Raw genomic sequence first — 21,768 nt, 5'->3', positions numbered from 1 at the left:
CCGTCAGCGCAGATCGGCGAGCGAAACGTCGGCTGGAAGGGCCGCCGGCAGCCACGCCCGACCGACATAACTGCGCATCTGTCCGCCCGATTCAACGATGACGTCCGCTTGCTCGACGCGCGATGCATGAAGATGTCCCGTCGCGTCGAACTGCGCCGCTGCCCGCGCGCGATAACGCTCGGCATACGGGCCTAGCATTCGCGTGAGATCCGGCATGGTCGGGCCTTGCCACGCGTAGGCGAAGATCAAACCGTCGCCCGTTGCATACTCGTTGATGGTCGTGCCGCCTGCATCGACGGTCGAGCGTACCCGCACCGCGCTGCCCGGCAACACCCGCTGTGCCGGATTGCCGGTGACCTGGGACGCGGGCATCGTGCCGCCGAGCTGGGCGCGTGCGTCCTCGGTAGCGAGTCCGTTAGCGCACAGGGCGAATACGACGGATGCGGCGATGGCGGTCGCCGGATGAGTAGTGGTGAACGACATGTGCAACTCCCTCGGACCCTCGGATTTATTTTTGAGATCGTCATTTCAAGATAACACCGAGGTTTTGAGATGCGATTTGCGAGCGCAGAAACGTTACGTGCGTGCCTCGCCATACGACCTCTCGACCGCGCACATTTCATTCATAGAAATCAATGACATAGCGCAAGGCGATCGAGCCTCCCAGCCGCGCAAAACACTGTGGCGAAACGTTAAATACCGAGCCGAAGACCTGGCCAAAATGGAGACTTCCCGGCTCATTGTGAGATGATGCGTGCGGTTTTTTTGCGGCGCGGGGCCCCTACGCGAAAGTTCGTCATTCGAACACCCGTCGCAAGCGAGCGGACGGGTCAATCGGGCCTCGACCGAAAGGCTAAATGAGGCGCGGTAAGCCGCGCTTTTTGCACTTCGCGTCGCCGGGCCGGTAAAATGATGGGTTAGTCCACGGACTTGCCGTGGCTTCCGTGGCTTATAGGAAGGATTCCTGGAACATGACTGAACTTCGTCTTACCAAGCGGTTTGCAGCATTGCTGATGGCAGGCGGTCTGGTCGCCGGCTGCGGCACGTCGTCGCCGACCAAGATCGACTACAAGAGCGACTCGAAATCGAAGGAAGTGTCACTCGCTGTTCCGCCGAACATGCTCGAGGAAACCGCGGACCAGCGTTCGCTGCCGCCGCAAAGCGGTCAGACCTCGTTGTCCACGTTGCAGCAGGTGCAAAGCGATGCGCCGAACACGGCAGTGGTCGCACCCGCCGTCGCCGGCATGCACATCCAGCGCGACGGCACGGAAAGCTGGCTCGTCCTCGACAATCAGAGCCCGGACAAGGCGTGGCCGCAAATCCGCCGTTTCTGGCAGGAGCAGGGCTTTCTGCTCGTCGTCGACCAGCGCGACAAGGGCGTGATGGAGACGGACTGGAACGAAACGCATCCGTCCATCAACGACGGCCTGATCCGCAGCACGCTGTCGAAGGCGATGGGCAACTCGTACGTGACGGCCGAGCGCAACAAATACCGCACCCGTCTGGAAGCGGCGCCGAACGGCGGCACGTATGTGTTCATCAGCCAGAAGGGCCTGCGCGAAGCGCTCAGCGGCGTGAACAACGACACCAGCAAGTGGGAACCGAAGCCGAATGATCCCGCGCTCGAAACCGAATACCTGAAGCGCCTGATGGCGACGCTCGCCAAGAACGACACGGGCACGCGTACCGCGAATGCGGCGGCAGATGTATCGCCGGCCGGCTCGCAAACGGCGCCCAATGCGGCGACGAGCGGCGCGAAATCGGCGGCGGCCGCAACGGCTGCGCAGAACGTCGCGCTGGCCGGACAGACGCCCATGCGCGATCCGTCGTCGGCGGATACGTCGGCGCAGTTCTCGTCGACCGAGCTGACGCTTGGCGAGCCGTATGACCGCGCATGGCTGCGCGTCGGTCTCGCACTCGACCGCAGCAATTTTACGGTCGACGACCGCGATCTCACGCGCGGCCTCTACTTTGTCCGCTATGTCGACCCGAAGGACATGACGTCGGCCGAGCAGGGCTTCTGGAGCCAGGTGTTCCACGGCCGCAAGGAGAAGGTCGCCAAGCAGTATCGCGTGAACGTGCGCGCGGTGACGCCGAACCAGACGCGCGTCGCCGTCGTCGACGACAAGGGCGATGTCGATTCGTCGCCGCAAGCAAAGCAGATCATGTCGCTGATGGTCGATCAGCTGCATTGACGCCGATGGCTGCGCCCCGCGCGCGGCCGCCTAAAAAAAGCCCGCGTGACGGATATCGTCACGCGGGCTTTTTTATCGCCGTCGCGTTGTCGATCAGGCCAACATTCAAAGAATGAGCCGGTCCGACGTCATGCCTTGCCGGATGTGGATTGTGAGCCTGATTGCTTGCTGTGATGTGCTGCGTGGCGCGGCGCGGACTTCACGGACAGCGCAACACCCATTGACCATGACAACGCTGAGCCGCACCCGTCGCGCCGGCACGTAACGTGACGTTACGCCGTAACACGCGCCGCACACGGCGGCCGGCAACGCTTTCCCTTTCGATTCTCCACACCCTATCAAGCGTTTGCGCGAGACAAGCTGCGGCGCGCGTGTTTGGCACGCTAGCTGCTTTTAATTGCCCCGAGATTGAGCCTGAGGCAACGGAATTCGCGGAAAGCGTGACCGTGAACTTGCTCAGGCTTTGCGCCCGCTGCGCATCGATCTGCTTATCGCGGGATATGGACGGGCGTCTGGGCGCGCCCGTCTCGGTGGCCCCGTCGCCTATCCTCGTAGGGCGGCGGTTTCGCCCGCGCTCCATGATTGGAGCGCGGGCCATTTTTTGTGTTGCCGCTAGCGTTACCAGCAGGTCCAACGCAGGGTTGGTCGGCGAATCAGCAGCGCTCGCTCACGCGGCGTCCGCCAAAGCCAGGAATCCGCTTGATGACACCCGTCGCGAGCGCGGTGCCGATGAGAATCACCGCGCAGCCCGTGAGCATGCCCATCGACACATGCTCGCTGAGAAACAGTGCGCCCCACAGGATGCCGAAGATGGGGATCACGAACGTCACAGTGATCGCACGCGCGGGACCGGCGACGGCGATCAGATGGAAGAACAGCATGTAGGCGATGCCCGTGCACGCGACGCCCATCGCGATCACCGAGCCCCACGCCTTCATGGACGGCGCAGCGGCGGGCCACGACGACACGGCGAGCGGCAACAGCACGATCGTCGCGCCGATCATCGTGCCCGTCGCGACCGTCAGCGCGTCGACGCCCGTCAGATGCTTTTTCGTGTAGCTGGCGGCGATGCCGTATAGCAGCGTCGCGCCGAGCGCGGCGGCGGCCGCGAGCGCCGTCGTCGCAGGCGAAATGTTCGCGCCGCCCGGCGTGGCGATCTGATCCCAGACGAGCATCAGCACGCCCGCGAAACCGATCGCGAGACCGACAGTACGCAGCACGCTCAGACGGTCCTTGAGCCACAGGAAGGCGACGACCGCGCCCCACAGCGGCGTGGTGGCGTTGATCACGGACGTGACGCCCGCCGACAGCGTGATCTCCGCATACGCGAACAGGCAGAACGGCGCGGCCGAATTGAGAATGCCGACGACGAGCAACGGCAGTGCGCGCGTGCGCAACGTCGCTGCCGACTCGCGCAACGGTCGCCGCGCGACGAGCACGGCCAGCAGGAACAGCGCGCCGATGCCCACACGCAGCGCCATCAGCGGCGCGACGCCGAAGTCGCTCACGCCGACGCGAATGAACAGGAACGACGCGCCCCAGAGTGCGGCGAGGATGAGAAGCTGGAAGATGTTGACTGGATTCATCGTGAAGGTGTCGCGCGCAGTTGAGTCGCGATGCGTACGCATGCTAACACCGGGATTACGCGCGTCGTTTCACGTTGAGATGAAACAGCAAGAATCGACAATTCGCCGTCAGGAATCGGCGCTATCACGCGGGCGCGAAGCGTGTCGCGACCGCGTTGCCATATCACAGGCGTCAGTGCGGAATCATCCATTGCAGCACGTTCTGCTGCAGCCACACGAGAATGCCGAGCAGGACGGTCAGCAGCATCGAATGCTTGAAGGTCTTCGCGAACACATAGCCTTCCTTGCCCTTGAGATCGGTCGTCGCGACGCCCGTGGCAATGTTTTGCGGCGAGATCATCTTGCCCATCACACCGCCCGACGAGTTGGTCGCGGCCATCAGCACCGGGTTCAGGTTCAGCTGATTTGCGGCGACCACCTGCAGGTTGCCGAACAGCGCGTTGCCCGACGTATCGCTGCCCGACAGGAACACGGCGACCCAGCCGAGGAATGCCGACACCAGCGGGAAGAACGCGCCTACGGACGCCACGCCGAGACCCAGCGTGTAGTTCATGCCCGAATAGTTCATCAGGTACGCGAGGCCGACGATGGTCGCCACCGTCAGAATGGCGATGCGCGTCTGCACCCATGTATCGACGATCGCCCGGCCGAAGTCGCCGGGTTTCAGCTTGACGACGAACGCCGTGATGATCGCCGCGACGAGAATCGCGGTGCCTGTCGCGAGCGGCTGGAAGTCCCAGATCGCGCCGTACGGCGCGTTGTACAGCGTGATGAAGACAGCCTTGTCGAGACCCGGCCAAGGCACTTTCACGTCGCCGATCATGAAGATCTTCGCGATCGTCCAGATGATTACGACAGCCGACACGATCAGCCACGGATACCAGCCTTCCGCGCCCGTGATCTTGCCGCGCGTCTCGTTCACGCGATCGACGTTGACGGCGAACGCGGGATCGGCGGCGGGCCGCCAGACGCGCAGGAAGGCAATTGTCAGGATCAGCGAAACCAGCGACGACAGCACGTCCGTCAAACTGTAGTTGATGAAGTTCGACGTGAAGAACTGCGTCAGCGCGAAGCTGCCGCCCGACACCAGCAGCACGGGCCACACGCGCAGCATGTTGCGAAAGCCGGCATACACGCCGATCACGTAGAACGGCAGCAGCAGCGCGAAGAACGGCAACTGGCGGCCGACCATTTTGGCGAGCGCGTCGGTGGGCAGGTGGGTGACTGCGCCGAGCACCGTGATGGGCACGCCGAGCGCGCCGAATGCCACGGGCGCCGTGTTGAAGATCAGCGTGAAGGTCAGCGCTTCGAGCGGCGGGAAGCCCAGCAGGATCAGCAGCGAACTGGTGATCGCGATCGGCGTGCCGAAGCCCGAAATGCCCTCGAACAGCGCGCCGAACGAAAAGCCGATCACGACCAGCACGATGCGCCGGTCGTTGGGCAGATTGTCGATCATCCACATGCGGAAAGCGGCGAAGCGGCCCGAATGCTGTGCGATGTTGTAGAGCAGGATCGCGGTGACGACGATCCACATCACGGGCCAGCAGGCGAACACCGCGCCCGCCGCGACGGAATCGAGCGCGAGGCCGACGGGAAAGTGCCAGCCGACGATCGCAATCAGCAATCCGACGACGAGGCCGGCCAGCGAAGCCTGCCACGCCGGACGACGTGCCCAGCCGAGCAGCACCAGCACGACGAGAATGGGCAATGCGGCAACGAGGAACGAGGGCAACAGCGAATTGCCGATGGGAGTCAGAAACTGGTGGAACATCACGTCTCCATGATCGTTGTTCGATTCGACGCGGAGACTGGACCTACGCGGCGAAGCGGCAGGGCTGGACGGATGAAAGCGGCGTAGCGCGCGCAAATAGGGAGGCAGGAGTACGCGCGACGTCGGATCACGCAATTAAACAGATGTTGCAGAAGCAACCGCCAGCATAGAGCGCTGGCGATTCCCGTCAAGCAGGGAAAACGAAGAAGGTTGTTGCGGGAATAGAAGTGGCTGCTGATTCGTAGCGGCGCGTTCGGTTGCGTTCGCGGGACAGGACCGCGAACGTCATCGTCACCGCCAACGCCTGCCGGATTCGATACGGTTCGGATCGGTCAGTGCGAGCGCCCGTGGCCCCCGCCGGCCCATGCATTGCCGCCGCCCCAGCCGCCGTGACCTCCGCCCCAACCGCCATGGCCGCCACCCCAGCCGCCATGACCTCCGCCGTAGTAGCCGTGCCCGTGTCCCCAGTAGCCATGGCCGCCCCAGTAGCCGCGATGTCCCCAGTAGCCATAGTGGCCGCCGCAGCATCCGCCCCAATAGCCGAAGCTCAGCGAGATCGACGGTCCCCACCAGCCGGGCCAGCCGTAGTAGGGGTAACCGTAGGGATAGACGGGATAGGCGACGGGGTAGTACGCAGGCGCGGCGGCGTAAGCGACGGTGGTGTCGTAGCCGGGTGCTGCCGGATAGGACGCGTTGTCGCCAGGCATCGTGAATTGCGTCTGCGCAGCGGCCTGGGCGGGATCGCCAGGTCCGACGGGCATCTCCTGCTGCGTTGCCGCCGTGGGCACGGCGGGATAAGCGGGGTAGTACCCGTAGCCGGGATAGTAGCCGTACGGCGCATAGTAGTAGCAGCCGGACAGCACGCCCGACAGTGCCAGCGCTGCAACGGCGCTGGCGGCGCGCAGCGTTGCATCGAGCGGTTTCATGACGTGCTCCTCGTTATCTCGCGGCGCGCCTTTCGCGCGCTTTATTTATGGAGCTTACGCCAGCGTTTCAATCCGCACGTCACAAAGTGGTAACTGCGTATTTCATGCGCGATCAGTCAAAGGACATGTCCGGCGCGTACGTGCGCGCCGGACTTTGCCCATCTCCCTTCGGCCTTGAAATCCCGAGCCCGCAACCGCGCGGACTCGGAATTCGAAGCCGTTTGCCTGCATCGCCTTCGACGGCGATTTGTCGTATTACTGATATCCCTTATGCGCGCGCGTCGCTGTTAAAGAGCCGGCGCTTGAATCAACGGCTCGACGTGTCACACGCGTCACTTGCCGACCTGATTGCCGATCACGCCGCCGACGGCCGCGCCACCCAGTGTCGACAGCGCGTTGCCGCCGATCGCCGCGCCCGCAGCGCCGCCGACGCCGGCGCCGATAGCCGTATCGCGCTGCCGCCGGGTCATGCCGTCGCATGCGGAGAGGCTTGCCACCACGGCCACGAGCGTAGCCAGCGCACCGATTCGATGGAAGGTTTTCATGATTGCGTCTCCCTGACGTTTCTATCGACGGGACTCGCAAATCGCGATCCCGATCTGGTGAATCGATGGTATCGCCGGGGGCCGTTTCTGTTTGTATGGGCTTGTCAGCAAAGTGTCGGTTTGGTAATCAAATGTTTCGACGCATCGAACAATCACGCCATAACGTAAAAAGCACATGCAGACGCCATGCGATGCGGTAAAAAACGCGCGCAAAAAAGCCCCGCCTGAACTGCGGGCGGGCTTCACATCCAGCGGCATCACAACGCTCGCTGATTCACATTCACTGCCGCTGATAAATCTCCGCCCCGTTCTTGATGAACTCGACGGCCTTCACTTCCATACCCTTCTTCAGCGCCTCGGTGTCGCTCATGCCTTCTTTCGCCGCGTAGTCGCGCACGTCCTGCGTGATTTTCATCGAGCAGAAGTGCGGACCGCACATCGAACAGAAGTGCGCCACCTTCGCGGAATCCTTCGGCAAGGTTTCGTCATGGAATTCGCGCGCCTTGTCGGGATCGAGACCGATGTTGAACTGGTCTTCCCAGCGGAACTCGAAGCGCGCCTTGCTCAATGCGTTGTCGCGCACCTGCGCGCCGGGATGGCCCTTCGCCAGATCGGCGGCGTGCGCGGCGAGCTTGTAGGTGATGATGCCCGTCTTCACGTCGTCCTTGTTGGGCAGGCCCAGGTGCTCCTTCGGCGTCACGTAGCACAGCATCGCCGTGCCGAACCAGCCGATCATCGCCGCGCCGATGCCCGACGTAATGTGGTCGTAGCCGGGCGCGATGTCCGTCGTCAGCGGCCCGAGCGTGTAGAACGGCGCTTCGTCGCACCATTCCAGCTGCAGGTCCATGTTCTCCTTGATGAGCTGCATGGGAACGTGGCCGGGACCTTCGATCATCACCTGCACGTCGTGCTTCCACGCGATCTGCGTGAGTTCGCCGAGCGTCTTCAGCTCGCCGAGCTGCGCTTCGTCGTTCGCGTCGTAGATCGAGCCGGGACGCAGGCCGTCGCCGAGCGAGAAGCTCACGTCGTACGCCTTCATGATTTCGCAGATGTCCTCGAAGTGCTCGTACAGGAAGCTTTCCTTGTGATGCGCGAGACACCATTTCGCCATGATCGAGCCGCCGCGCGACACGATGCCCGTCATCCGGTTGGCAGTGAGCGGCACGTACTGCAGACGCACGCCCGCATGGATCGTGAAGTAGTCGACGCCCTGTTCGGCCTGTTCAATGAGGGTGTCGCGGAAGATTTCCCACGTCAGGTCCTCGGCCTTGCCGTTGACCTTTTCGAGCGCCTGATAGATCGGCACGGTGCCGATCGGCACGGGCGAATTGCGGATGATCCATTCACGCGTCTCATGAATGTGCTTGCCCGTGGACAGATCCATCACCGTGTCGCCGCCCCAGCGGATCGCCCACGTCATCTTGTCGACTTCCTCGCCGATCGACGACGTCACGGCGGAATTGCCGATGTTCGCATTGATCTTCACGAGGAAGTTGCGGCCGATGATCATCGGCTCGCTTTCCGGGTGATTGATGTTCGCCGGGATGATCGCGCGGCCGCGCGCGACTTCCTCGCGCACGAACTCGGGCGTGATTTCCGTCAGTCCATTCGGGCCGAATGCGCTGGCGCCGAATGCCTGGCCGGGATGCTGGCGGCCCATCATCGCGGCGAGCTTCGCGCCCGTCGGGCCGCTGGTCTTCAGGCTCTCCAGATACTCGGCGCGGCGCTGGTTCTCGCGAATCGCGATGTATTCCATTTCCGGCGTGATGATCCCTTGCTTCGCGTAGTGCATCTGCGAGACGTTCTTGCCGGGCTGCGCGCGGCGCGGCGTGCGATGCAGGCCGGGGAAGCGCAGTTGCTCGGTGGCGGGATCGGCGGCGCGCTCGCGGCCGTATTCGCTCGACAAACCGTCCAGCGATTGCGTGTCGCCGCGTGCCTCGATCCAGCCCTGACGCAGCGCGGGCAGGCCGGCGCGGATGTCGATCTTTGCGTCGGGATCGGTATACGGGCCCGATGTGTCGTACACGTAGATGGGCGGATTCTTCTCGCCGCCGAAGCCCGTCGGCGTATCCGATTGCGTGATTTCACGCATCGGCACGCGGATATCGGGTCGTGAGCCCGTCACGTAGACCTTGCGCGAGTTCGGCAGCGGCGCGACGGCGGCTTCGTCGACGTGGGCGTTCGCAGAAATGAATTTCGGGTTGGCGTTCATGCGTCTCTCCATGCAAATGTGGGGCGTTACAGCTACGCAGGAGAACGAGACGGTGGGGAAGTGGACCGGGTTCGCGCGAGGAGGGTGAAACACTACGGCAGGTGAAGCGGCGAGCCCGAACGCTTCCCTGCGCTGGCATTATCCAGATCAGGTTCAAAGGGTATTTCTCACCCACGCCATGCGGTGCCCGTTGTCTTTCAGGCGACGCACAACGCAGGACCCCCGCGTTAGCAGCGCACACGATACCCTGGCCGGGCCGGGTTTGGCAACTTGTCTCGAAATTGGCGAAACGCGCAGGCGCCGCGCACGATTTGCGCGTGCCATGGCGGGCGGGAAAGCCGCGCTGCATGGGGTGTGCTGGCGATTGCATCGCCCGCGTGCGGCACGCGTCCCACTCAGGCGGTTATTTCATCAATGCGGTGGAGAAAGGATTTTTGTCGCCGGGCAAACATTCGTCCGCTCTGTTCAAGTTTGCCCGATCCGGGCCGATACACCCTTCGAGGCAAATCATTGATCAGTCAGCCTAAATAAAATCAGTTTGAAAGGATCGTGCAATGAAAGCATCGAATCGGGCGCCCGGGATGGTGGCCGCCTGTGTCGCGATGGCGGGGCTCTGGCCGCCGATGGCGCTCGCCGCGGCGTCGTTCGAGCCGGGAGGAACCATCACGTTCAAGGGGGCGATCGTCGCGCCGGCGTACGCTATCGAGCGTAATGTTCCGGATAATTATCGAGGATTCCATACGGAAAATTTGAGCGTGAAGCATGAATCGACGATCGATTTGACGTTCACGCCCGCATCCGGTACCTCGCCGGCCGCGCATATTGCCGTGCTCGTCAATACGGACGCGGGCGTCGCCGCGCCGCGCACGCTGAAGACACGATTCACCGACAACGCGAATCGCGTCACGCAGGCAGCGCGCGCGGAGTACAGCGTGGGCCGCGCGGGCGGCACGCTGTCGATCATGGGCGGCACGCCAACGGAAAATGCCGTGACGGTGCTGGTGAGCTACGACTGAACGGGGCGAATTCCAGTGGTGTCGCAATTGACACCCACGCTCGCCTTTTCATCCCGCTTGCAACGAAAGTTACGATTCTCTTGCCGGCGGATTGCCCAGATATTGCATAATGCTCGGCGGCGCGAGCGATTCGCGTCCGTTGGCTGCTGTTGTTGCATTCTGCATCGCGTAGGCCATCAATTCGCACCATTGACCCGGTGCTTCCCTTGCCGTTCGACATCCGTTCTACTGCCATGCCCGCCCGCTTTGCCCTTCCTGCCGCGTCGCCGATGCGGCGCCTGCCGTCCCGTTCATGGGTGTTCAGCGGGGCCGCGGCGCGATCGCCGGCACGGGCGGGCCAGGCGTGGCGCTGAATCTCCCTGACCGTTTCCCGTTCCGCCTGCCGCAATCCCACGGCGGACAGATCGCGCTCGCGCTCGGCGTCGTCTATATCGTCTGGGGCTCGACGTACCTTGCCGTCCACGTCGCGCTCGGCTCGTTTCCGCCGCTGCTGATGTCGGGGCTGCGCAATTTTTTCGCGGGCGTCGGACTGTTCATCTTCGCCATGCGCCGCAAACCGGCTTGGCCGCCGCTGACGGAAATCCGCAATGCGGGGCTGGTCGGCACGATGCTGGTCGGCCTGTCGAGCGGGATGCTCGCCTACGGCATGCGCACCGTCGGCACGGGCACGGCGGCCGTGATGGTTGCGACTGTGCCGCTGTTCGCCACGGTCATCGCGGCGATCGCGGGGCGCAAGGTCGGCAGGGGGGAATGGTTCGCGGTCGGGCTGGGACTCGTCGGCATCGCGATTCTCAGTCACGGCGACCAGAGCTCGGGCTCGGCGGGCGGCAGCCTCGCCATTCTGTGCGGCGCGCTGTTCTGGGCGGGCGGGGCGCATCTGGCGTCGCGCCTCAAGCTGCCGTCAGATCTGTTTCTGTCGACTTCGCTGCAGATCGGGCTTGGCGGCGCGATGTCGACGCTGGTCGCCTGGCTCTCGGGCGAGCGGATGATGGACATTCACTTCCTGCCCGTCGTCGCGTTCCTGTATCTGATGCTGATCGGCACGATGGCCGCGTATGTCGCGTACGGCTTTCTGATCCGGCACACGAGCCCGATCATCGCCAGCAGCTGCATGTACGTGAACCCGGTGGTCGCGGTTGCGCTCGGCGCGCTACTGCTCGGCGAGCCGGTGACGCGCGCCACGGTCGTCGCCACGGGCGTGATTCTGGTGAGCGTCGGGCTGTCGTTCTGGTTCGATTACCGGCGGCGCGGCGCCGCGTGAGCGGCGCCAGCCCGGCAAGCTATGACAGCGCCTGGAAGGGTGGTCAAGCGTGGTCAAAAGCCCGGCTAAAACGGCGGCTACAACCGCGGCTACAACCGCGGCTACAACCGCGCGGCAAGCTCGGCGCCGTCACGGATCGCCCGTTTCGCGTCGAGTTCGGCCGCCAGGGCAGCCCCGCCGATCACATGAAAGCGCGGCCCATCGGCAGCGGACGAGCGGGGCGTAGCAGGATAGAGATCGCGTAACGACTCCTGTCCCGCGCACACCACGATCGTATCGACATCGAGCCACTGCTCGCTGCCCTCACGCTCGATCAGCATCCCGCGCTCCGTGATCTGCCGATACGTCACGCCATCGAGCATCTTCACCTGGTTGCGCGCGAGCGCCGCGCGATGCACCCATCCCGACGTCTTGCCGAGGCTCGCGCCGAGCTTGCCGGCCTTGCGCTGCAACAGCCAGATCTCGCGCACGGGCACGCAGGCGCGCGGCGCCGTGAGACCGCCGCGCCCGGCGACGGACAGATCGACGCCCCATTCGGCCGTCCAGCTTTCGCGCGATAACGGCAGCGGCTCGTCCGCCGGATGCAGCAGGAATTCGCTGACGTCGAAGCCGATGCCGCCCGCGCCGATCACGGCGACGCGCCGCCCGACCTGCGCGCCGCGCAACACGTCGACATACGACAGCACGTTCGGCCCGTCGATCCCGGCAATGGCGGGGCGGCGCGGCACGATGCCCGTCGCGACGATCACGTCGTCGAACGCGCAAGCCGCGAGCAGCGCCGGATCGACACGCGTGCCGAGGCGCACCTCGACGCCATGCCTGCGCAACTGGCTGCCGAAATAACGGATCGTCTCGCTGAATTCTTCCTTGCCTGGCACGCGCATCGCGAGATTGAACTGGCCGCCGATGGTTGCCGCCGCATCGAACAGCGTCACGCGATGGCCCCGCGCGGCCGCCACCGTCGCCGCCGACAATCCCGCCGGTCCCGCGCCTACCACGGCCACGGCGCGCGGCGGCTGATGCGAAGCGAGCGGCCGGTACACGAGTTCCGTCTCACGGCCAGCGCGCGGGTTGACGAGGCACGTCGCGCGTTGGTTCTGAAACGTGTGATCGAGACACGCCTGGTTGCACGCGATACACGTGTTGATTTCATCCGCGCGTCCTTGGGCTGCCTTTACGACGAACTCGGGGTCGGCGAGCAGCGGGCGCGCCATCGACACCAGATCGCCCGCGCCTTGCGCGAGCAGGTCTTCGGCGACCTCCGGCGTGTTGATGCGATTCGATACGATCACGGGCACGCTCACGGCCGTCTTCAGGCGTGCCGCCAGCGGAGCGAAGGCGGCGCGCGGCACCGACGTGACGATGGTCGGCACGCGTGCCTCATGCCAGCCGATGCCCGTGTTGAAGATCGTGACGCCCGCCGCTTCGAGCGCTTTCGCGATCTGCACGGTTTCGTCCCACGTGTTGCCGCCTTCGACGAGATCGATCAGCGACAGCCGGTACACGACGATGAAGCGCTCGCCGCAAGCGGCGCGCACGGCCTGCACGACTTCGCGCGCAATCCGCAGCCGGTTGTCGATGCTGCCGCCGTAAGCGTCGTCGCGCCGGTTCGTGCGCGGACATAGAAACTGGTTCAGCAGATAGCCTTCGCTGCCCATGATCTCGACGCCGTCATAGCCGGCGCGCTGCGCGAGCCGCGCGCAACGGGCGTACGCGCGCACGGTTCGCGCGATGCCCGCCAGCGTCAGCGCGCGCGGCCTGAACATCGAGATGGGCGACTTCAGCGCCGACGCCGACACGACGAGCGGCTGATAACCGTAGCGCCCCGCGTGCAGGATCTGCAGCGCGATCTTGCCGCCTTCTTCGTGGACGGCCCGGGTGAGCTTGCGATGATTGTGCAGATCGAAGACCGAGTTCAACGTGCCGCCGAACGGCAGCAGCCAGCCTTCGCGATTCGGCGAGATGCCGCCCGTGATGATGAGGCCCGCGCCGCCCTTTGCCCGCTCCCGAAAATACTCTGCGAGCTTCGGGTAATGCCAGAAGCGGTCCTCCATGCCCGTGTGCATCGAACCCATCACGACGCGGTTGCGCAGGCGCGTGAAGCCCAGATCGAGTTCGGACAAGAGCCGCGGGTAAGACATGCAAGGCACCATGTAAAGTTGGGACGCGCTCGAACGATACACGCGCGCCCGTATAAAACCTCCGAGGGAAAATTCTAAATGCCCTCCAACCCTCGAATCTCGCGGCAATTTTATTTGCGATTCGTCGGAAATAAGCGTCGCGGCACAGCGATTGCTGTCGACAGTCGTCCAATCGACGCAGAGCATGTGCCGACGAGCACTGCCCGCCATCGTGGATAACAAGGCTCGCCGCCAACACGAGTGCCGGTAAAGGCGCAGGCGGCTAGCCGCAGATCAACGGGCTCAAGCCCAATCAGGGAGAGGTGGCAAATGAAGGTTATCAGGACCATGGCGGCGCTCATCGGAGCGGCCGCGCTCGTGTCGGCGTGCGGTGGAGGCTCGAACGACGTCGGCAAAGAACTCGGGTTGCAGAATCCGTTGATCCACTTCGTGCACGCTATTCCAAGCGGCCCGGCCGTCGATTTCCTCGTCAACGGCGGCGCATTGCAGAAGAACATCTCGTACAAGAACGTGACGAACTTCGCGAACATCAACACGGGACAGACATCGGTTGCGTATGCAGCGACGGGGACCACGACCGCGTTGGCGAGCGGCACCTTCCCCGATGTCGCGAAGGGCCACGAGTATACGGTGATCGCGGTGCCGGGCTCGTCGGGCGCGGACATCGGTCTGATCGACGATCCGTTCGACAAGGGGCTGCTGTCGAACAGCGCGCGCCTGCGGGGCTTCAACGCGTCGCTGAACGCATCCAATCTCGACCTGTATCTGGTGCCTGCGAACAACACGAACATCTCGAGCGCCAGTCCGACGCTGGCGGGTGTGTCCTTCAAGAACGCGGTGCCCGCGAGCGGCCAGGACTCGGTCTACGTATCGGGCGGCACGTATGTGCTGATCGCGACGACGGCGGGCAGCAAGACGCCGATCTTCCAGTCGAGTTCGTTCAATCTCGCGAACAACGCCGACTGGCTGGTGACGTCGGTGCCGATCGGCGGCGTGCTCAGCCAGTTGCTGCCGAACCAGATACACCTGCTCGTCGCGCAGGGCGGCAATACCACGCAACCGGCGATCGAACTGACCAATACGCTGAACGGCCAATAACACAACGACGGCATGGCCTGATGACGAGGCGGTAGCAGGGGGACGGCACGGCGGCTCATGCGAATGGGCCGCCGTTCTGTTTTTGCGTGCTCGCTTGCTCGTGAGCCTCCGGGCGAGCCTCCCGAATGCCCAGGCACAGGCGCAAAAAAAGCCGCCGCGTGGGTACGCGGCGGCGATTGAAGACAGATGAAGATCGAATCGACAGCGGATGCGATGAGCCGTGCGGTATCAGTCCGAGTGCTTCTCAGCTGAATTGGTGATCGCGTTGCCGCCCTTGGAGATGTCCTGGCCGGCGCCGGCCATCGTATTGCAGGCGGCAAGCAGTGTCGTGCCCGCGAGCAGCAGAAGTGCGATGAGTCGTGTCATGAGTTTTCTCCCTATCTGGAATAGTCAGGAATCTTTCGACTGATGCTTCGATCGATTCGCGCGCGCCGGTCTGGTCAGGTATTTCGTTCGACATCGCCCGGCGTGCGCGCCCTGTCGCCCGACCGGCGTCGCGCCAGCCGATCCGGTCTGATTCCATGTTAAGTGGCGCATGGCCGCGATGCTGTCGGCGACGCCATGATTTTTCTGTCGGCGCAATCCTACGCGGACATCAAAGGCGTTCGACGGGCGCGTGGCCTTGGGCGCTCGTGTCGTCTGGGGCGGGGCGCGGCGCCTGCTCGACGATCTGATCGATGCCCTGATCTGCTTGCCTGGCCGCGCCGACAGTCGGCACGGGCAGCACGACGCGTATGTCGGTGCCGTGCAGTTCGCCGCGCCGGATATCGAAACGTCCGCCGCGCGCGGCCACGCGCTGGCGCATGCCCATCAGCCCATGCGTATGCGTGCGGGTCAGGTCGGCGGGCATGATGCCGACGCCGTTGTCGGCGATATGCAGCGACACCTCGCCAGCGGCCTTGCTCAGCGCGATCGTGACCTGCGTCGCGCGAGCGTACTTCGCCGCGTTGGTCAGCGACTCCTGCGCGACGCGAAAGAGTGCGATCTCGGTTTGCTCGTCGAGTTGCAGTTCGTCGTCGGGCAGGTGCAGGTCGAGCGCCCAGCCGTTGCGCTGGGCGGCTTCGTCGGCGAGTGTGCGCAGCGCGGTGACGAGGCCGAAGTTCGCGAGGACGGTCGGGCGCATGTCCTCGATGATGCGCCGCTTGAGCGCGATGCCCTGATCGAGCGTCTCGAGCGCGCGCGCCAGTTTCTCGGCGATCGCGGGGTCGGTGCCCTGAAGCTTGCGCCGCGCCCACGCGACGTCCATCTTGCTCGCCGTGAGAATCGCACCGAGTTCGTCGTGCAGCTCGCGCGCCAGCTGGGTTTTTTCGTTTTCGCTGACGGCCTGCAAGTGCCAGCCGAGTGCTTCGAGTTGCCGCGTGCGCTCGTTGACGAGTTGATCGAGTTCTTCCTGCTGCGTGATCAATTGCTTTTGCACGCGTGCCTGACTGTCGATCTGGATGCCGAGATTGCGGAACAGCAGAATGAACAACACGATGTTGAGCGCGGATAGGCCCGCCGCGACGAAGGTGGAGACGCGCTGGTCGGCGCGGCTTGCGTCGAGCGCGCGCTGCGCGCGGCGCTCTTCGTTGTCGCGCAGTAACGATAACGTGCCCGTCACGAGCGCCGCATCGACGTTGCTGCTGGCCGCCGCGCCGCCGCATGCGGCGAGATCGAGTGGCTGCTGCGCAGCCTGTTGAAGCGCAAGCGCGCCGCTGCCGATGCGCGCGCCGATGAGCGCGGCGATCTGCGTGAAGCTGGACAGTTCCGCGCTGTCGGCGGCGCGTTTGAAATACGTGTCGAGCGAACGGATGCCGCGGCGGATACCGGCGGCGCGCGCGCAATAGCTGCGCGCCTGGGCATCGTCCCGTGTCAGAAGAAAGCGGCTTTCATCTGCTTGCAACAGCGCGAGTTGCCCGGCGAGATCGCTGAGCTGCACGCTCGCGTTGCGGGCTTCGAGCGCCGCTTCGTATTCCGACGCGATGCGTTGCCGCGCCGATTCCAGAATGACGAGGCCACCGCACGTGATGACGATCGCGACCGTCATCGCGATGGCCCAACTGCGCTGATGCATCCAGTCCGTCAGCCTGGTAGTGAGTCCCGCTTGCGCCCCGTCCAACACTGCCGTCTCCATGCGATGAAGTCATCGACAGTGTAGCGTCGCGCGGCGCGTTTGCGTTTGGGCACGCGCTTGGGCACGCGTTTGCGCGGGCGTGGCGGCGGGCCGTCAGAAGCCTCCCCGAAAGCGGATGTCGGCGGATTCCCACATGAAAAACAGCCTGCGCCCGAATGCGGGTACGCAACGTGCTCCGTACGATGAGTGCAGGAGATCCATTTGCCACATTAGCCACATTAGTCAGGGAGGTTGCCATCATGCTCAAGTGGGCATTGTTCTTCGCCGTGATTGCCGTGATCGCGGGGCTGCTCGGATTCACAGGCGTCGCGGCGGGCGCGGCGGCTATCGCGAAGTTCCTGTTCGTGGTGTTCCTGGTCCTGTGCGTCGTGTTCCTCGTGCTCGGCTTCGTCATCACGAAGAAGATCGTCGATTAGCGAAGCCGTAGAGGCAACCCAGACCAGTCAGGATAAAACGGCGGACCGCCTCGACGGTCCGCCTCCATTCATCGCTTAACAGGAAGGAGCGTTGTCATGCTGCATTACGCACTCGTGTTCTTCGTGATCGCGATCATCGCCGCTGTGTTCGGCTTCACGGGCATTGCGGCCGGCGCCGCCGAAATAGCGAAGATCCTGTTCTACATCTTCCTGGTGGTGTTCGTCGTCACGCTGCTGCTCGGCGTGTTCCGAACCTGACGCAAAGCCCGCATGGCGCACGCTGCGCCGCCGCATCTGAACGGACGACGGCCGCGTGTGCGTTTCCCACAATACCGGAACAAGGAGTCGATCAATGTCGAACGAAACGAAAGGCGAATTCGTGATGGACCTCAAGCGCATTCGTGAGCAGGCGCGCAAGGATATGGACGATGGTCCCGTCACGCAGACCTATGGCGCGAACCGCGAGACGGTGCTCAAGCTGCTCAACGGCGCGCTCGCGACGGAACTGGTCTGCGTGCTGCGCTACAAGCGCCACTATTTCATGGCGAAGGGCATCAATTCGGAAGCGGTCGCGCAGGAGTTCCTCGAGCACGCGAACGAGGAGCAGGGCCATGCCGACACGCTCGCCGCGCGTATCGTGCAATTGGGCGGCGAGCCGGACTTCGCGCCGGACAGCCTGTCGAAACGCTCGCACTCGGAATACAAGGAAGGCAACAACCTGACCGACATGATTCGCGAGAATCTGGTCGCGGAGCGCATTGCGATCGACACCTACCGCGAGATCATCCGCTATCTGGGTGACGGCGACGTCACGACGCGCCGGATGTTCGAAGAGATTCTGGCCGTCGAGGAGGAGCACGCGGACGATATGGCCGACCTGCTGTCGGGCCGTGAGTGAGGGCGGCGGGCTGCGCGGCGCGAATACGGGTAGCGTGCGGTTCGCGCCGCTGCGGCCGGTCCTGCGGGCCATGAAGCACATGCACATACAGATGCACTTGCACGGCGGAAAACCACATCCATGATTCGAGTGCTGATAGCGGACGATCACGCGATCGTCCGGGGCGGATTCAGGCAGTTCGTCGCGGACGAGCCGGACATGTGTGTCGCGGCGGAAGCATCGACGGGCGACGAGACGATCCGCCTCGTGCGCGAGCAGCCGGACGACGAGCCCTTCGATGTCGTGCTGCTCGACATCGCGATGCCCGACAAGAACGGCATCGACACGTTGCGCGTGATCCGGCAGATGCGGCCCGGGCAGGGCGTGCTGATCCTGTCCGGCTATCCGGAGAGCCAGTATGCGATCAACCTGCTGCGCGCGGGCGCGAACGGCTATCTGAACAAGGATTGCGAGCCCGACGAGATCGTGCGCGCGATCCGCTCGGTCGCGCGCGGGCATCGGTATCTGTCGGAAGCCGTCGCCGATACGCTCGCGAACAGTCTCGACAAACCCGCTGCGACGCATCCGCATGAACAGTTGTCGGAGCGCGAGTTTCAGATCTTCTGCAAGCTCGCGTCAGGGCAGATTCCGACCGACATCGCCGGCGAACTCAATCTGTCGGTGAAGACGGTCAGCACGTATCGCGCGCGCGTGCTCGACAAGATGCATATGACGAACAACGCGGACATGACGTACTACGCGATCAAGAACGGCCTGATCGAATGAACCTGTGATTCCCCGCGAGCATGGAACGCAACCGATGAACGCCGACTCCGTCACTGCACACACCGATCCCGGCCGCGCGCCGTTGCGTGTGCTGCTGATCGAGGATTCGCCGCTGATCCGGCGCAGCATCGTCGAAGCGATCGACGCTTCGGGCGTCATGCAGGTAGCCGCGCAGGCCGAGTCTGCCGACGAGGCGATCGCGCTGCTGGATGGCGAAGCGTTCGACGCGGTGATCGTCGATCTGCAGTTGAAGGGTGGATCGAGCGTGCCCGTGCTTGCGTATATGCAGAAGGAAGGGCTGATCGAGTCGACGTTCGCCGCCGTGCTGACCAACCACGCGCTGCCCGCTTACCGCGAGCGCTGCCAGCAATACGGCGTGCGGCATTTCTACGACAAGTCGTTCGAGTTCGATCGCGTGATCGACGCGCTGCACGACTATGCGCAGGGGCGGCTGGAAGAGCGATAGCGGCTTCGGCGCGGCGATATCAGTTCGCCGTCACTCCGTCGCACCTGAAGCGCCCAGCGGCTCGGGACGCCCACGCAGGTGATTGAGTCCGGCAAGCGCGGTAAACAGCAGGCCGGCGATACTCACGCCAACCCAACCGAACAGCGGCCACACGAATGCGCCGACGCCCGAACCGACCGCGCCGCCGATGAAATAGCAGACCATGTACACCGTGTTCACGCGGCTGCGCGCTTCGGGTTTCAGTGCATAGATGCGTGACTGGTTGGAGATCTGCGCTGCCTGCACGCCGACGTCGAGCACGATCACGCCGATCACGAGGCCGATGAGGCTCGTGCCCGACAGCGCGAACACGACGAACGACAGTGCCGCGAGCGCGATCGACAGCGAGACGATCGCGCGCGGCCCGCGCCGGTCGGCGAATTTGCCTGCGAGCGGCGCGGCCATCGCACCCGCCGCGCCGACGATCCCGAACAGACCCGCGGCTTGCGGCCCGTAGTGAAACGGGGCGCCCGCCAGCAACAGCGCGAGGGTCGACCAGAACAGACTGAACGCGGCGAACAGTGCGGCGCCCGTGATCGACGCTTCACGCAGGCCGCGCAGTTCGACGGCGAGATGCCACATGGAGGCGAGCAGCTTTCCGTAGGCAAGCGTCGAGGTCGGCCTGCTGCGCGGCAGCCTTGCGATGATGACGGCGGCGAGTACCAGCAGCGCGGCGATGGACGCACCGAACACGGCGCGCCAGCCGAGGTACTGGCCGACGAAGCCGGCCGCCGTGCGCGCGAGCAGAATGCCCAGCAGCAGTCCGCTCATGACCGTGCCGACTGCATGGCCGCGTTGCGATGGTGGCGCGAGTTCGGCGGCGAACGGCACGGCTTGCTGCGCGATGGTCGCGAGAATGCCGATCGCGAGACTCGCGACCACGAGCACCGACAGATTCGGCGCGGCGGCCGCGAACAGCAGTGCGATGCACAGGGCGGCGATCTGCAGCAGGATCAGCCTGCGACGGTCGAAGCGGTCGCCGAGCGGCGCGAGCAGCAGCATGCCTGCCGCGTAGCCGAGCTGGGTCATGGTCGGCACCACGCCGATCCACGATGCGCTGTGTGGAAACGACAGGCGGAAGTCGTCGAGCAACGGCTGGTTGTAGTAGATGTTCGCGACGGAGACGCCTGCGATCGTTGCGAGCAGCAGCAGAAGGCCGCTCAGCGATGGGCCGGTGGCGGTGTCGTCGGAGGCGGTGTCGTCGGAGGCGGGTGTGGACATGATGCGGCGGCCGGCGTAGCGCCGGCGCGAGAGAGTCGAGCGTGCCGATGATACCGGAGTGGGGCGGATTCTGCTGGATGGCACGCCCGGCGCGGACTCAATCGATCAACGATCCTTCCGGTTCATAGAAGGGATAGGGGCCGTCGGCTGCATCGACATAGGCGTGATGCGTGATGAGGCCGTTCACGCTGTCGTAGCGGTGTAGCGCGAACGCGGGCGGTTCCATCATGAAGGCGGATGGCGCGTCGTCGCGCAGATCGAGCGCGACCTGATGCGCGGGCGCGGGCACTGCCGATGCGATGGTGCCGCCGAAGCGGACGAACATCGGGCGATGTACGTGGCCGCAGATGACGCGTTCGACGTTCGGATGACGTGCGATGAGGGCTGCGAGTTTTTTTGCCGAGGCCGGGTCGAGCCGCAGCGCGTCCATGTGGCCGATGCCGGACACGAAGGGGGGATGATGCAGCGCGACGATCACGGGTTTATCGTGGGCTGTCTGTAGTTGCGCTTCGAGCCAGGCGAGGCGCGCGTCGCAGAGCAGGCCGGCGCTTTGGCCGGGGACCATTGAGTCGAGTGCGATCAGGCGGAGCGGGCCGATGTCGACTGTGTATTGGATGAATTCGCCGTTGGTGTGGAGTTCTTTGTGGTCGATAAAGGTGGCGCGCAGCGCCGTGCGGTCGTCGTGGTTGCCTACTAGCAGGTAGTAGGGGATTTTTAGCGGTGCTAGCAGGGACTTCAGATGTTCGTATTGCTCGGGCTCGCCCTGGTCGACGAGATCGCCGGTGATGATGATCGCGTCCGGCGCTGGGGCGAGTGCGTTTAGGCGTTCTACGCAGCGCGATAGATACGCTGCCGTGTCCACGCGGCGGTAGGCCAGCGCGCCCGGGCGTTTGATGTGGAGATCGCTGATCTGGGCTATTAACATGAGGTTCCTCTTTGATGTTTGTGTCTGCGACGCTGTTGGGGTTTGCTTTGTGCTTTGTGCTTTGTGCTTTGTGCTTTGCGCTTTTCGCTGGCATCCGCGTTACGTTAGCTTGCTTCACACGTCGCCCCTGTGCGGGGCGGCACCTACTTTTCTTTGCCGCCGCAAAGAAAAGTA

Annotated in this window: 20 protein-coding genes and 1 riboswitch; of the genes, 9 read left to right on the top strand and 11 right to left on the bottom strand. The window is 64.2% G+C overall.

Annotation, left to right across the window (positions count from 1 at the left end; translation table 11 throughout):
* Positions 1–3 precede the first annotated feature (3 nt).
* The gene (locus KFO72_RS15485; RefSeq protein ID WP_225032498.1) at positions 4–483 is read right to left on the bottom strand and encodes a DUF2844 domain-containing protein; all 480 of its coding nucleotides are present in this window, start codon (positions 481–483) and stop codon (positions 4–6) included.
* 488 nt (positions 484–971) lie between these two features.
* Here KFO72_RS15485 and bamC point away from each other — a divergent pair, with 488 nt between their 5' ends.
* Complete coding sequence (gene bamC / locus KFO72_RS15480; protein ID WP_054934320.1) at positions 972–2,195, top strand: outer membrane protein assembly factor BamC; 1,224 nt, start codon at positions 972–974, stop codon at positions 2,193–2,195.
* A 653-nt stretch (positions 2,196–2,848) separates the two neighbouring features.
* On the opposite strand, the gene KFO72_RS15475 is transcribed toward bamC, so the two are convergent.
* The 5 genes from KFO72_RS15475 to thiC form a co-directional block, all read right to left on the bottom strand.
* The gene (locus KFO72_RS15475; RefSeq protein WP_176054234.1) at positions 2,849–3,823 is read right to left on the bottom strand and encodes a DMT family transporter; all 975 of its coding nucleotides are present in this window, start codon (positions 3,821–3,823) and stop codon (positions 2,849–2,851) included.
* 130 nt (positions 3,824–3,953) lie between these two features.
* Complete coding sequence (locus tag KFO72_RS15470) at positions 3,954–5,552, bottom strand: L-lactate permease (protein ID WP_060601479.1); 1,599 nt, start codon at positions 5,550–5,552, stop codon at positions 3,954–3,956.
* A gap of 332 nt (positions 5,553–5,884) precedes the next feature.
* Complete coding sequence (locus KFO72_RS15465) at positions 5,885–6,478, bottom strand: hypothetical protein (RefSeq protein ID WP_060601476.1); 594 nt, start codon at positions 6,476–6,478, stop codon at positions 5,885–5,887.
* Positions 6,479–6,810: 332 nt separating this feature from the next.
* Complete coding sequence (locus tag KFO72_RS15460; protein ID WP_012400913.1) at positions 6,811–7,023, bottom strand: glycine zipper 2TM domain-containing protein; 213 nt, start codon at positions 7,021–7,023, stop codon at positions 6,811–6,813.
* 280 nt (positions 7,024–7,303) lie between these two features.
* Positions 7,304–9,235: a phosphomethylpyrimidine synthase ThiC gene (gene thiC / locus KFO72_RS15455; RefSeq protein ID WP_054934324.1), complete on the bottom strand. Its 1,932-nt coding sequence runs from the start codon at positions 9,233–9,235 to the stop codon at positions 7,304–7,306.
* Positions 9,236–9,341: 106 nt separating this feature from the next.
* Positions 9,342–9,469, bottom strand: a riboswitch (TPP riboswitch).
* 320 nt (positions 9,470–9,789) lie between these two features.
* Between thiC and KFO72_RS15450 the strand changes: the two genes are divergently transcribed.
* Positions 9,790–10,251, top strand: coding sequence for a hypothetical protein (locus KFO72_RS15450; RefSeq protein ID WP_225032497.1), 462 nt, complete (start codon positions 9,790–9,792; stop codon positions 10,249–10,251).
* Between the two features lie 292 nt (positions 10,252–10,543).
* The gene (locus KFO72_RS15445; protein ID WP_054934326.1) at positions 10,544–11,512 is read left to right on the top strand and encodes an EamA family transporter; all 969 of its coding nucleotides are present in this window, start codon (positions 10,544–10,546) and stop codon (positions 11,510–11,512) included.
* 101 nt (positions 11,513–11,613) lie between these two features.
* Here the strand turns inward: KFO72_RS15445 and KFO72_RS15440 are convergent, their stop codons facing one another.
* A complete protein-coding gene (locus KFO72_RS15440) occupies positions 11,614–13,653 on the bottom strand; it encodes an NADPH-dependent 2,4-dienoyl-CoA reductase (protein ID WP_060601472.1) in 2,040 nt (679 codons plus the stop codon).
* A 309-nt stretch (positions 13,654–13,962) separates the two neighbouring features.
* Here KFO72_RS15440 and KFO72_RS15435 point away from each other — a divergent pair, with 309 nt between their 5' ends.
* Positions 13,963–14,751, top strand: a complete 789-nt coding sequence (locus KFO72_RS15435; protein ID WP_054934328.1) for a DUF4397 domain-containing protein — start codon at positions 13,963–13,965, stop codon at positions 14,749–14,751.
* A 228-nt stretch (positions 14,752–14,979) separates the two neighbouring features.
* On the opposite strand, the gene KFO72_RS15430 is transcribed toward KFO72_RS15435, so the two are convergent.
* Positions 14,980–15,117 carry an entericidin A/B family lipoprotein gene (locus tag KFO72_RS15430; protein WP_007585547.1) on the bottom strand — a complete coding sequence of 46 codons (138 nt, stop codon included), beginning with the start codon at positions 15,115–15,117 and terminating at the stop codon, positions 14,980–14,982.
* Between the two features lie 229 nt (positions 15,118–15,346).
* The gene (locus KFO72_RS15425; protein ID WP_225032496.1) at positions 15,347–16,864 is read right to left on the bottom strand and encodes a sensor histidine kinase; all 1,518 of its coding nucleotides are present in this window, start codon (positions 16,862–16,864) and stop codon (positions 15,347–15,349) included.
* Between the two features lie 239 nt (positions 16,865–17,103).
* On the opposite strand from KFO72_RS15425, the gene KFO72_RS15420 reads away from it, so the two are divergent.
* The 5 genes from KFO72_RS15420 to KFO72_RS15400 all read left to right on the top strand — a co-directional run bounded on the left by KFO72_RS15420 (position 17,104) and on the right by KFO72_RS15400 (position 19,409).
* Positions 17,104–17,280, top strand: a complete 177-nt coding sequence (locus KFO72_RS15420; RefSeq protein ID WP_082434027.1) for a DUF1328 family protein — start codon at positions 17,104–17,106, stop codon at positions 17,278–17,280.
* 96 nt (positions 17,281–17,376) lie between these two features.
* Complete coding sequence (locus KFO72_RS15415; protein WP_012400904.1) at positions 17,377–17,538, top strand: DUF1328 domain-containing protein; 162 nt, start codon at positions 17,377–17,379, stop codon at positions 17,536–17,538.
* A 94-nt stretch (positions 17,539–17,632) separates the two neighbouring features.
* Positions 17,633–18,178, top strand: coding sequence for a ferritin-like domain-containing protein (locus KFO72_RS15410; RefSeq protein WP_054934330.1), 546 nt, complete (start codon positions 17,633–17,635; stop codon positions 18,176–18,178).
* A 120-nt stretch (positions 18,179–18,298) separates the two neighbouring features.
* Positions 18,299–18,943 carry a response regulator transcription factor gene (locus KFO72_RS15405; RefSeq protein ID WP_176054237.1) on the top strand — a complete coding sequence of 215 codons (645 nt, stop codon included), beginning with the start codon at positions 18,299–18,301 and terminating at the stop codon, positions 18,941–18,943.
* A gap of 34 nt (positions 18,944–18,977) precedes the next feature.
* Entirely contained in the window at positions 18,978–19,409 is a 432-nt protein-coding gene (locus KFO72_RS15400) for a response regulator (protein WP_060601466.1), read from the top strand.
* Between the two features lie 30 nt (positions 19,410–19,439).
* On the opposite strand, the gene KFO72_RS15395 is transcribed toward KFO72_RS15400, so the two are convergent.
* Together KFO72_RS15395 and KFO72_RS15390 are read right to left on the bottom strand one after the other, a co-directional pair.
* A complete protein-coding gene (locus tag KFO72_RS15395; RefSeq protein WP_225032495.1) occupies positions 19,440–20,669 on the bottom strand; it encodes an MFS transporter in 1,230 nt (409 codons plus the stop codon).
* Positions 20,670–20,766: 97 nt separating this feature from the next.
* On the bottom strand, positions 20,767–21,594 hold the full coding sequence (locus KFO72_RS15390; RefSeq protein WP_225032494.1) for a phosphodiesterase: 828 nt from the start codon (positions 21,592–21,594) through the stop codon (positions 20,767–20,769).
* Positions 21,595–21,768: the final 174 nt, after the last annotated feature.

Origin of the sequence: Paraburkholderia sp. XV, from assembly GCF_020177535.1 — a bacterium.
Lineage (GTDB): Bacteria > Pseudomonadota > Gammaproteobacteria > Burkholderiales > Burkholderiaceae > Paraburkholderia > Paraburkholderia caribensis.
This window is presented reverse-complemented; position numbering and strand designations above follow the sequence as displayed.

Coding starts and splice junctions, on each gene's coding strand:
- KFO72_RS15485 (WP_225032498.1), bottom strand. CDS start 483: ATGTCGTTCACCACTACTCATCCGGCGACCGCCATCGCCGCATCCGTC.
- bamC (WP_054934320.1), top strand. CDS start 972: ATGACTGAACTTCGTCTTACCAAGCGGTTTGCAGCATTGCTGATGGCA.
- KFO72_RS15475 (WP_176054234.1), bottom strand. CDS start 3,823: ATGCGTACGCATCGCGACTCAACTGCGCGCGACACCTTCACGATGAAT.
- KFO72_RS15470 (WP_060601479.1), bottom strand. CDS start 5,552: ATGTTCCACCAGTTTCTGACTCCCATCGGCAATTCGCTGTTGCCCTCG.
- KFO72_RS15465 (WP_060601476.1), bottom strand. CDS start 6,478: ATGAAACCGCTCGATGCAACGCTGCGCGCCGCCAGCGCCGTTGCAGCG.
- KFO72_RS15460 (WP_012400913.1), bottom strand. CDS start 7,023: ATGAAAACCTTCCATCGAATCGGTGCGCTGGCTACGCTCGTGGCCGTG.
- thiC (WP_054934324.1), bottom strand. CDS start 9,235: ATGAACGCCAACCCGAAATTCATTTCTGCGAACGCCCACGTCGACGAA.
- KFO72_RS15450 (WP_225032497.1), top strand. CDS start 9,790: ATGAAAGCATCGAATCGGGCGCCCGGGATGGTGGCCGCCTGTGTCGCG.
- KFO72_RS15445 (WP_054934326.1), top strand. CDS start 10,544: ATGGGTGTTCAGCGGGGCCGCGGCGCGATCGCCGGCACGGGCGGGCCA.
- KFO72_RS15440 (WP_060601472.1), bottom strand. CDS start 13,653: ATGTCTTACCCGCGGCTCTTGTCCGAACTCGATCTGGGCTTCACGCGC.
- KFO72_RS15435 (WP_054934328.1), top strand. CDS start 13,963: ATGAAGGTTATCAGGACCATGGCGGCGCTCATCGGAGCGGCCGCGCTC.
- KFO72_RS15430 (WP_007585547.1), bottom strand. CDS start 15,117: ATGACACGACTCATCGCACTTCTGCTGCTCGCGGGCACGACACTGCTT.
- KFO72_RS15425 (WP_225032496.1), bottom strand. CDS start 16,864: ATGGAGACGGCAGTGTTGGACGGGGCGCAAGCGGGACTCACTACCAGG.
- KFO72_RS15420 (WP_082434027.1), top strand. CDS start 17,104: ATGCTCAAGTGGGCATTGTTCTTCGCCGTGATTGCCGTGATCGCGGGG.
- KFO72_RS15415 (WP_012400904.1), top strand. CDS start 17,377: ATGCTGCATTACGCACTCGTGTTCTTCGTGATCGCGATCATCGCCGCT.
- KFO72_RS15410 (WP_054934330.1), top strand. CDS start 17,633: ATGTCGAACGAAACGAAAGGCGAATTCGTGATGGACCTCAAGCGCATT.
- KFO72_RS15405 (WP_176054237.1), top strand. CDS start 18,299: ATGATTCGAGTGCTGATAGCGGACGATCACGCGATCGTCCGGGGCGGA.
- KFO72_RS15400 (WP_060601466.1), top strand. CDS start 18,978: ATGAACGCCGACTCCGTCACTGCACACACCGATCCCGGCCGCGCGCCG.
- KFO72_RS15395 (WP_225032495.1), bottom strand. CDS start 20,669: ATGTCCACACCCGCCTCCGACGACACCGCCTCCGACGACACCGCCACC.
- KFO72_RS15390 (WP_225032494.1), bottom strand. CDS start 21,594: ATGTTAATAGCCCAGATCAGCGATCTCCACATCAAACGCCCGGGCGCG.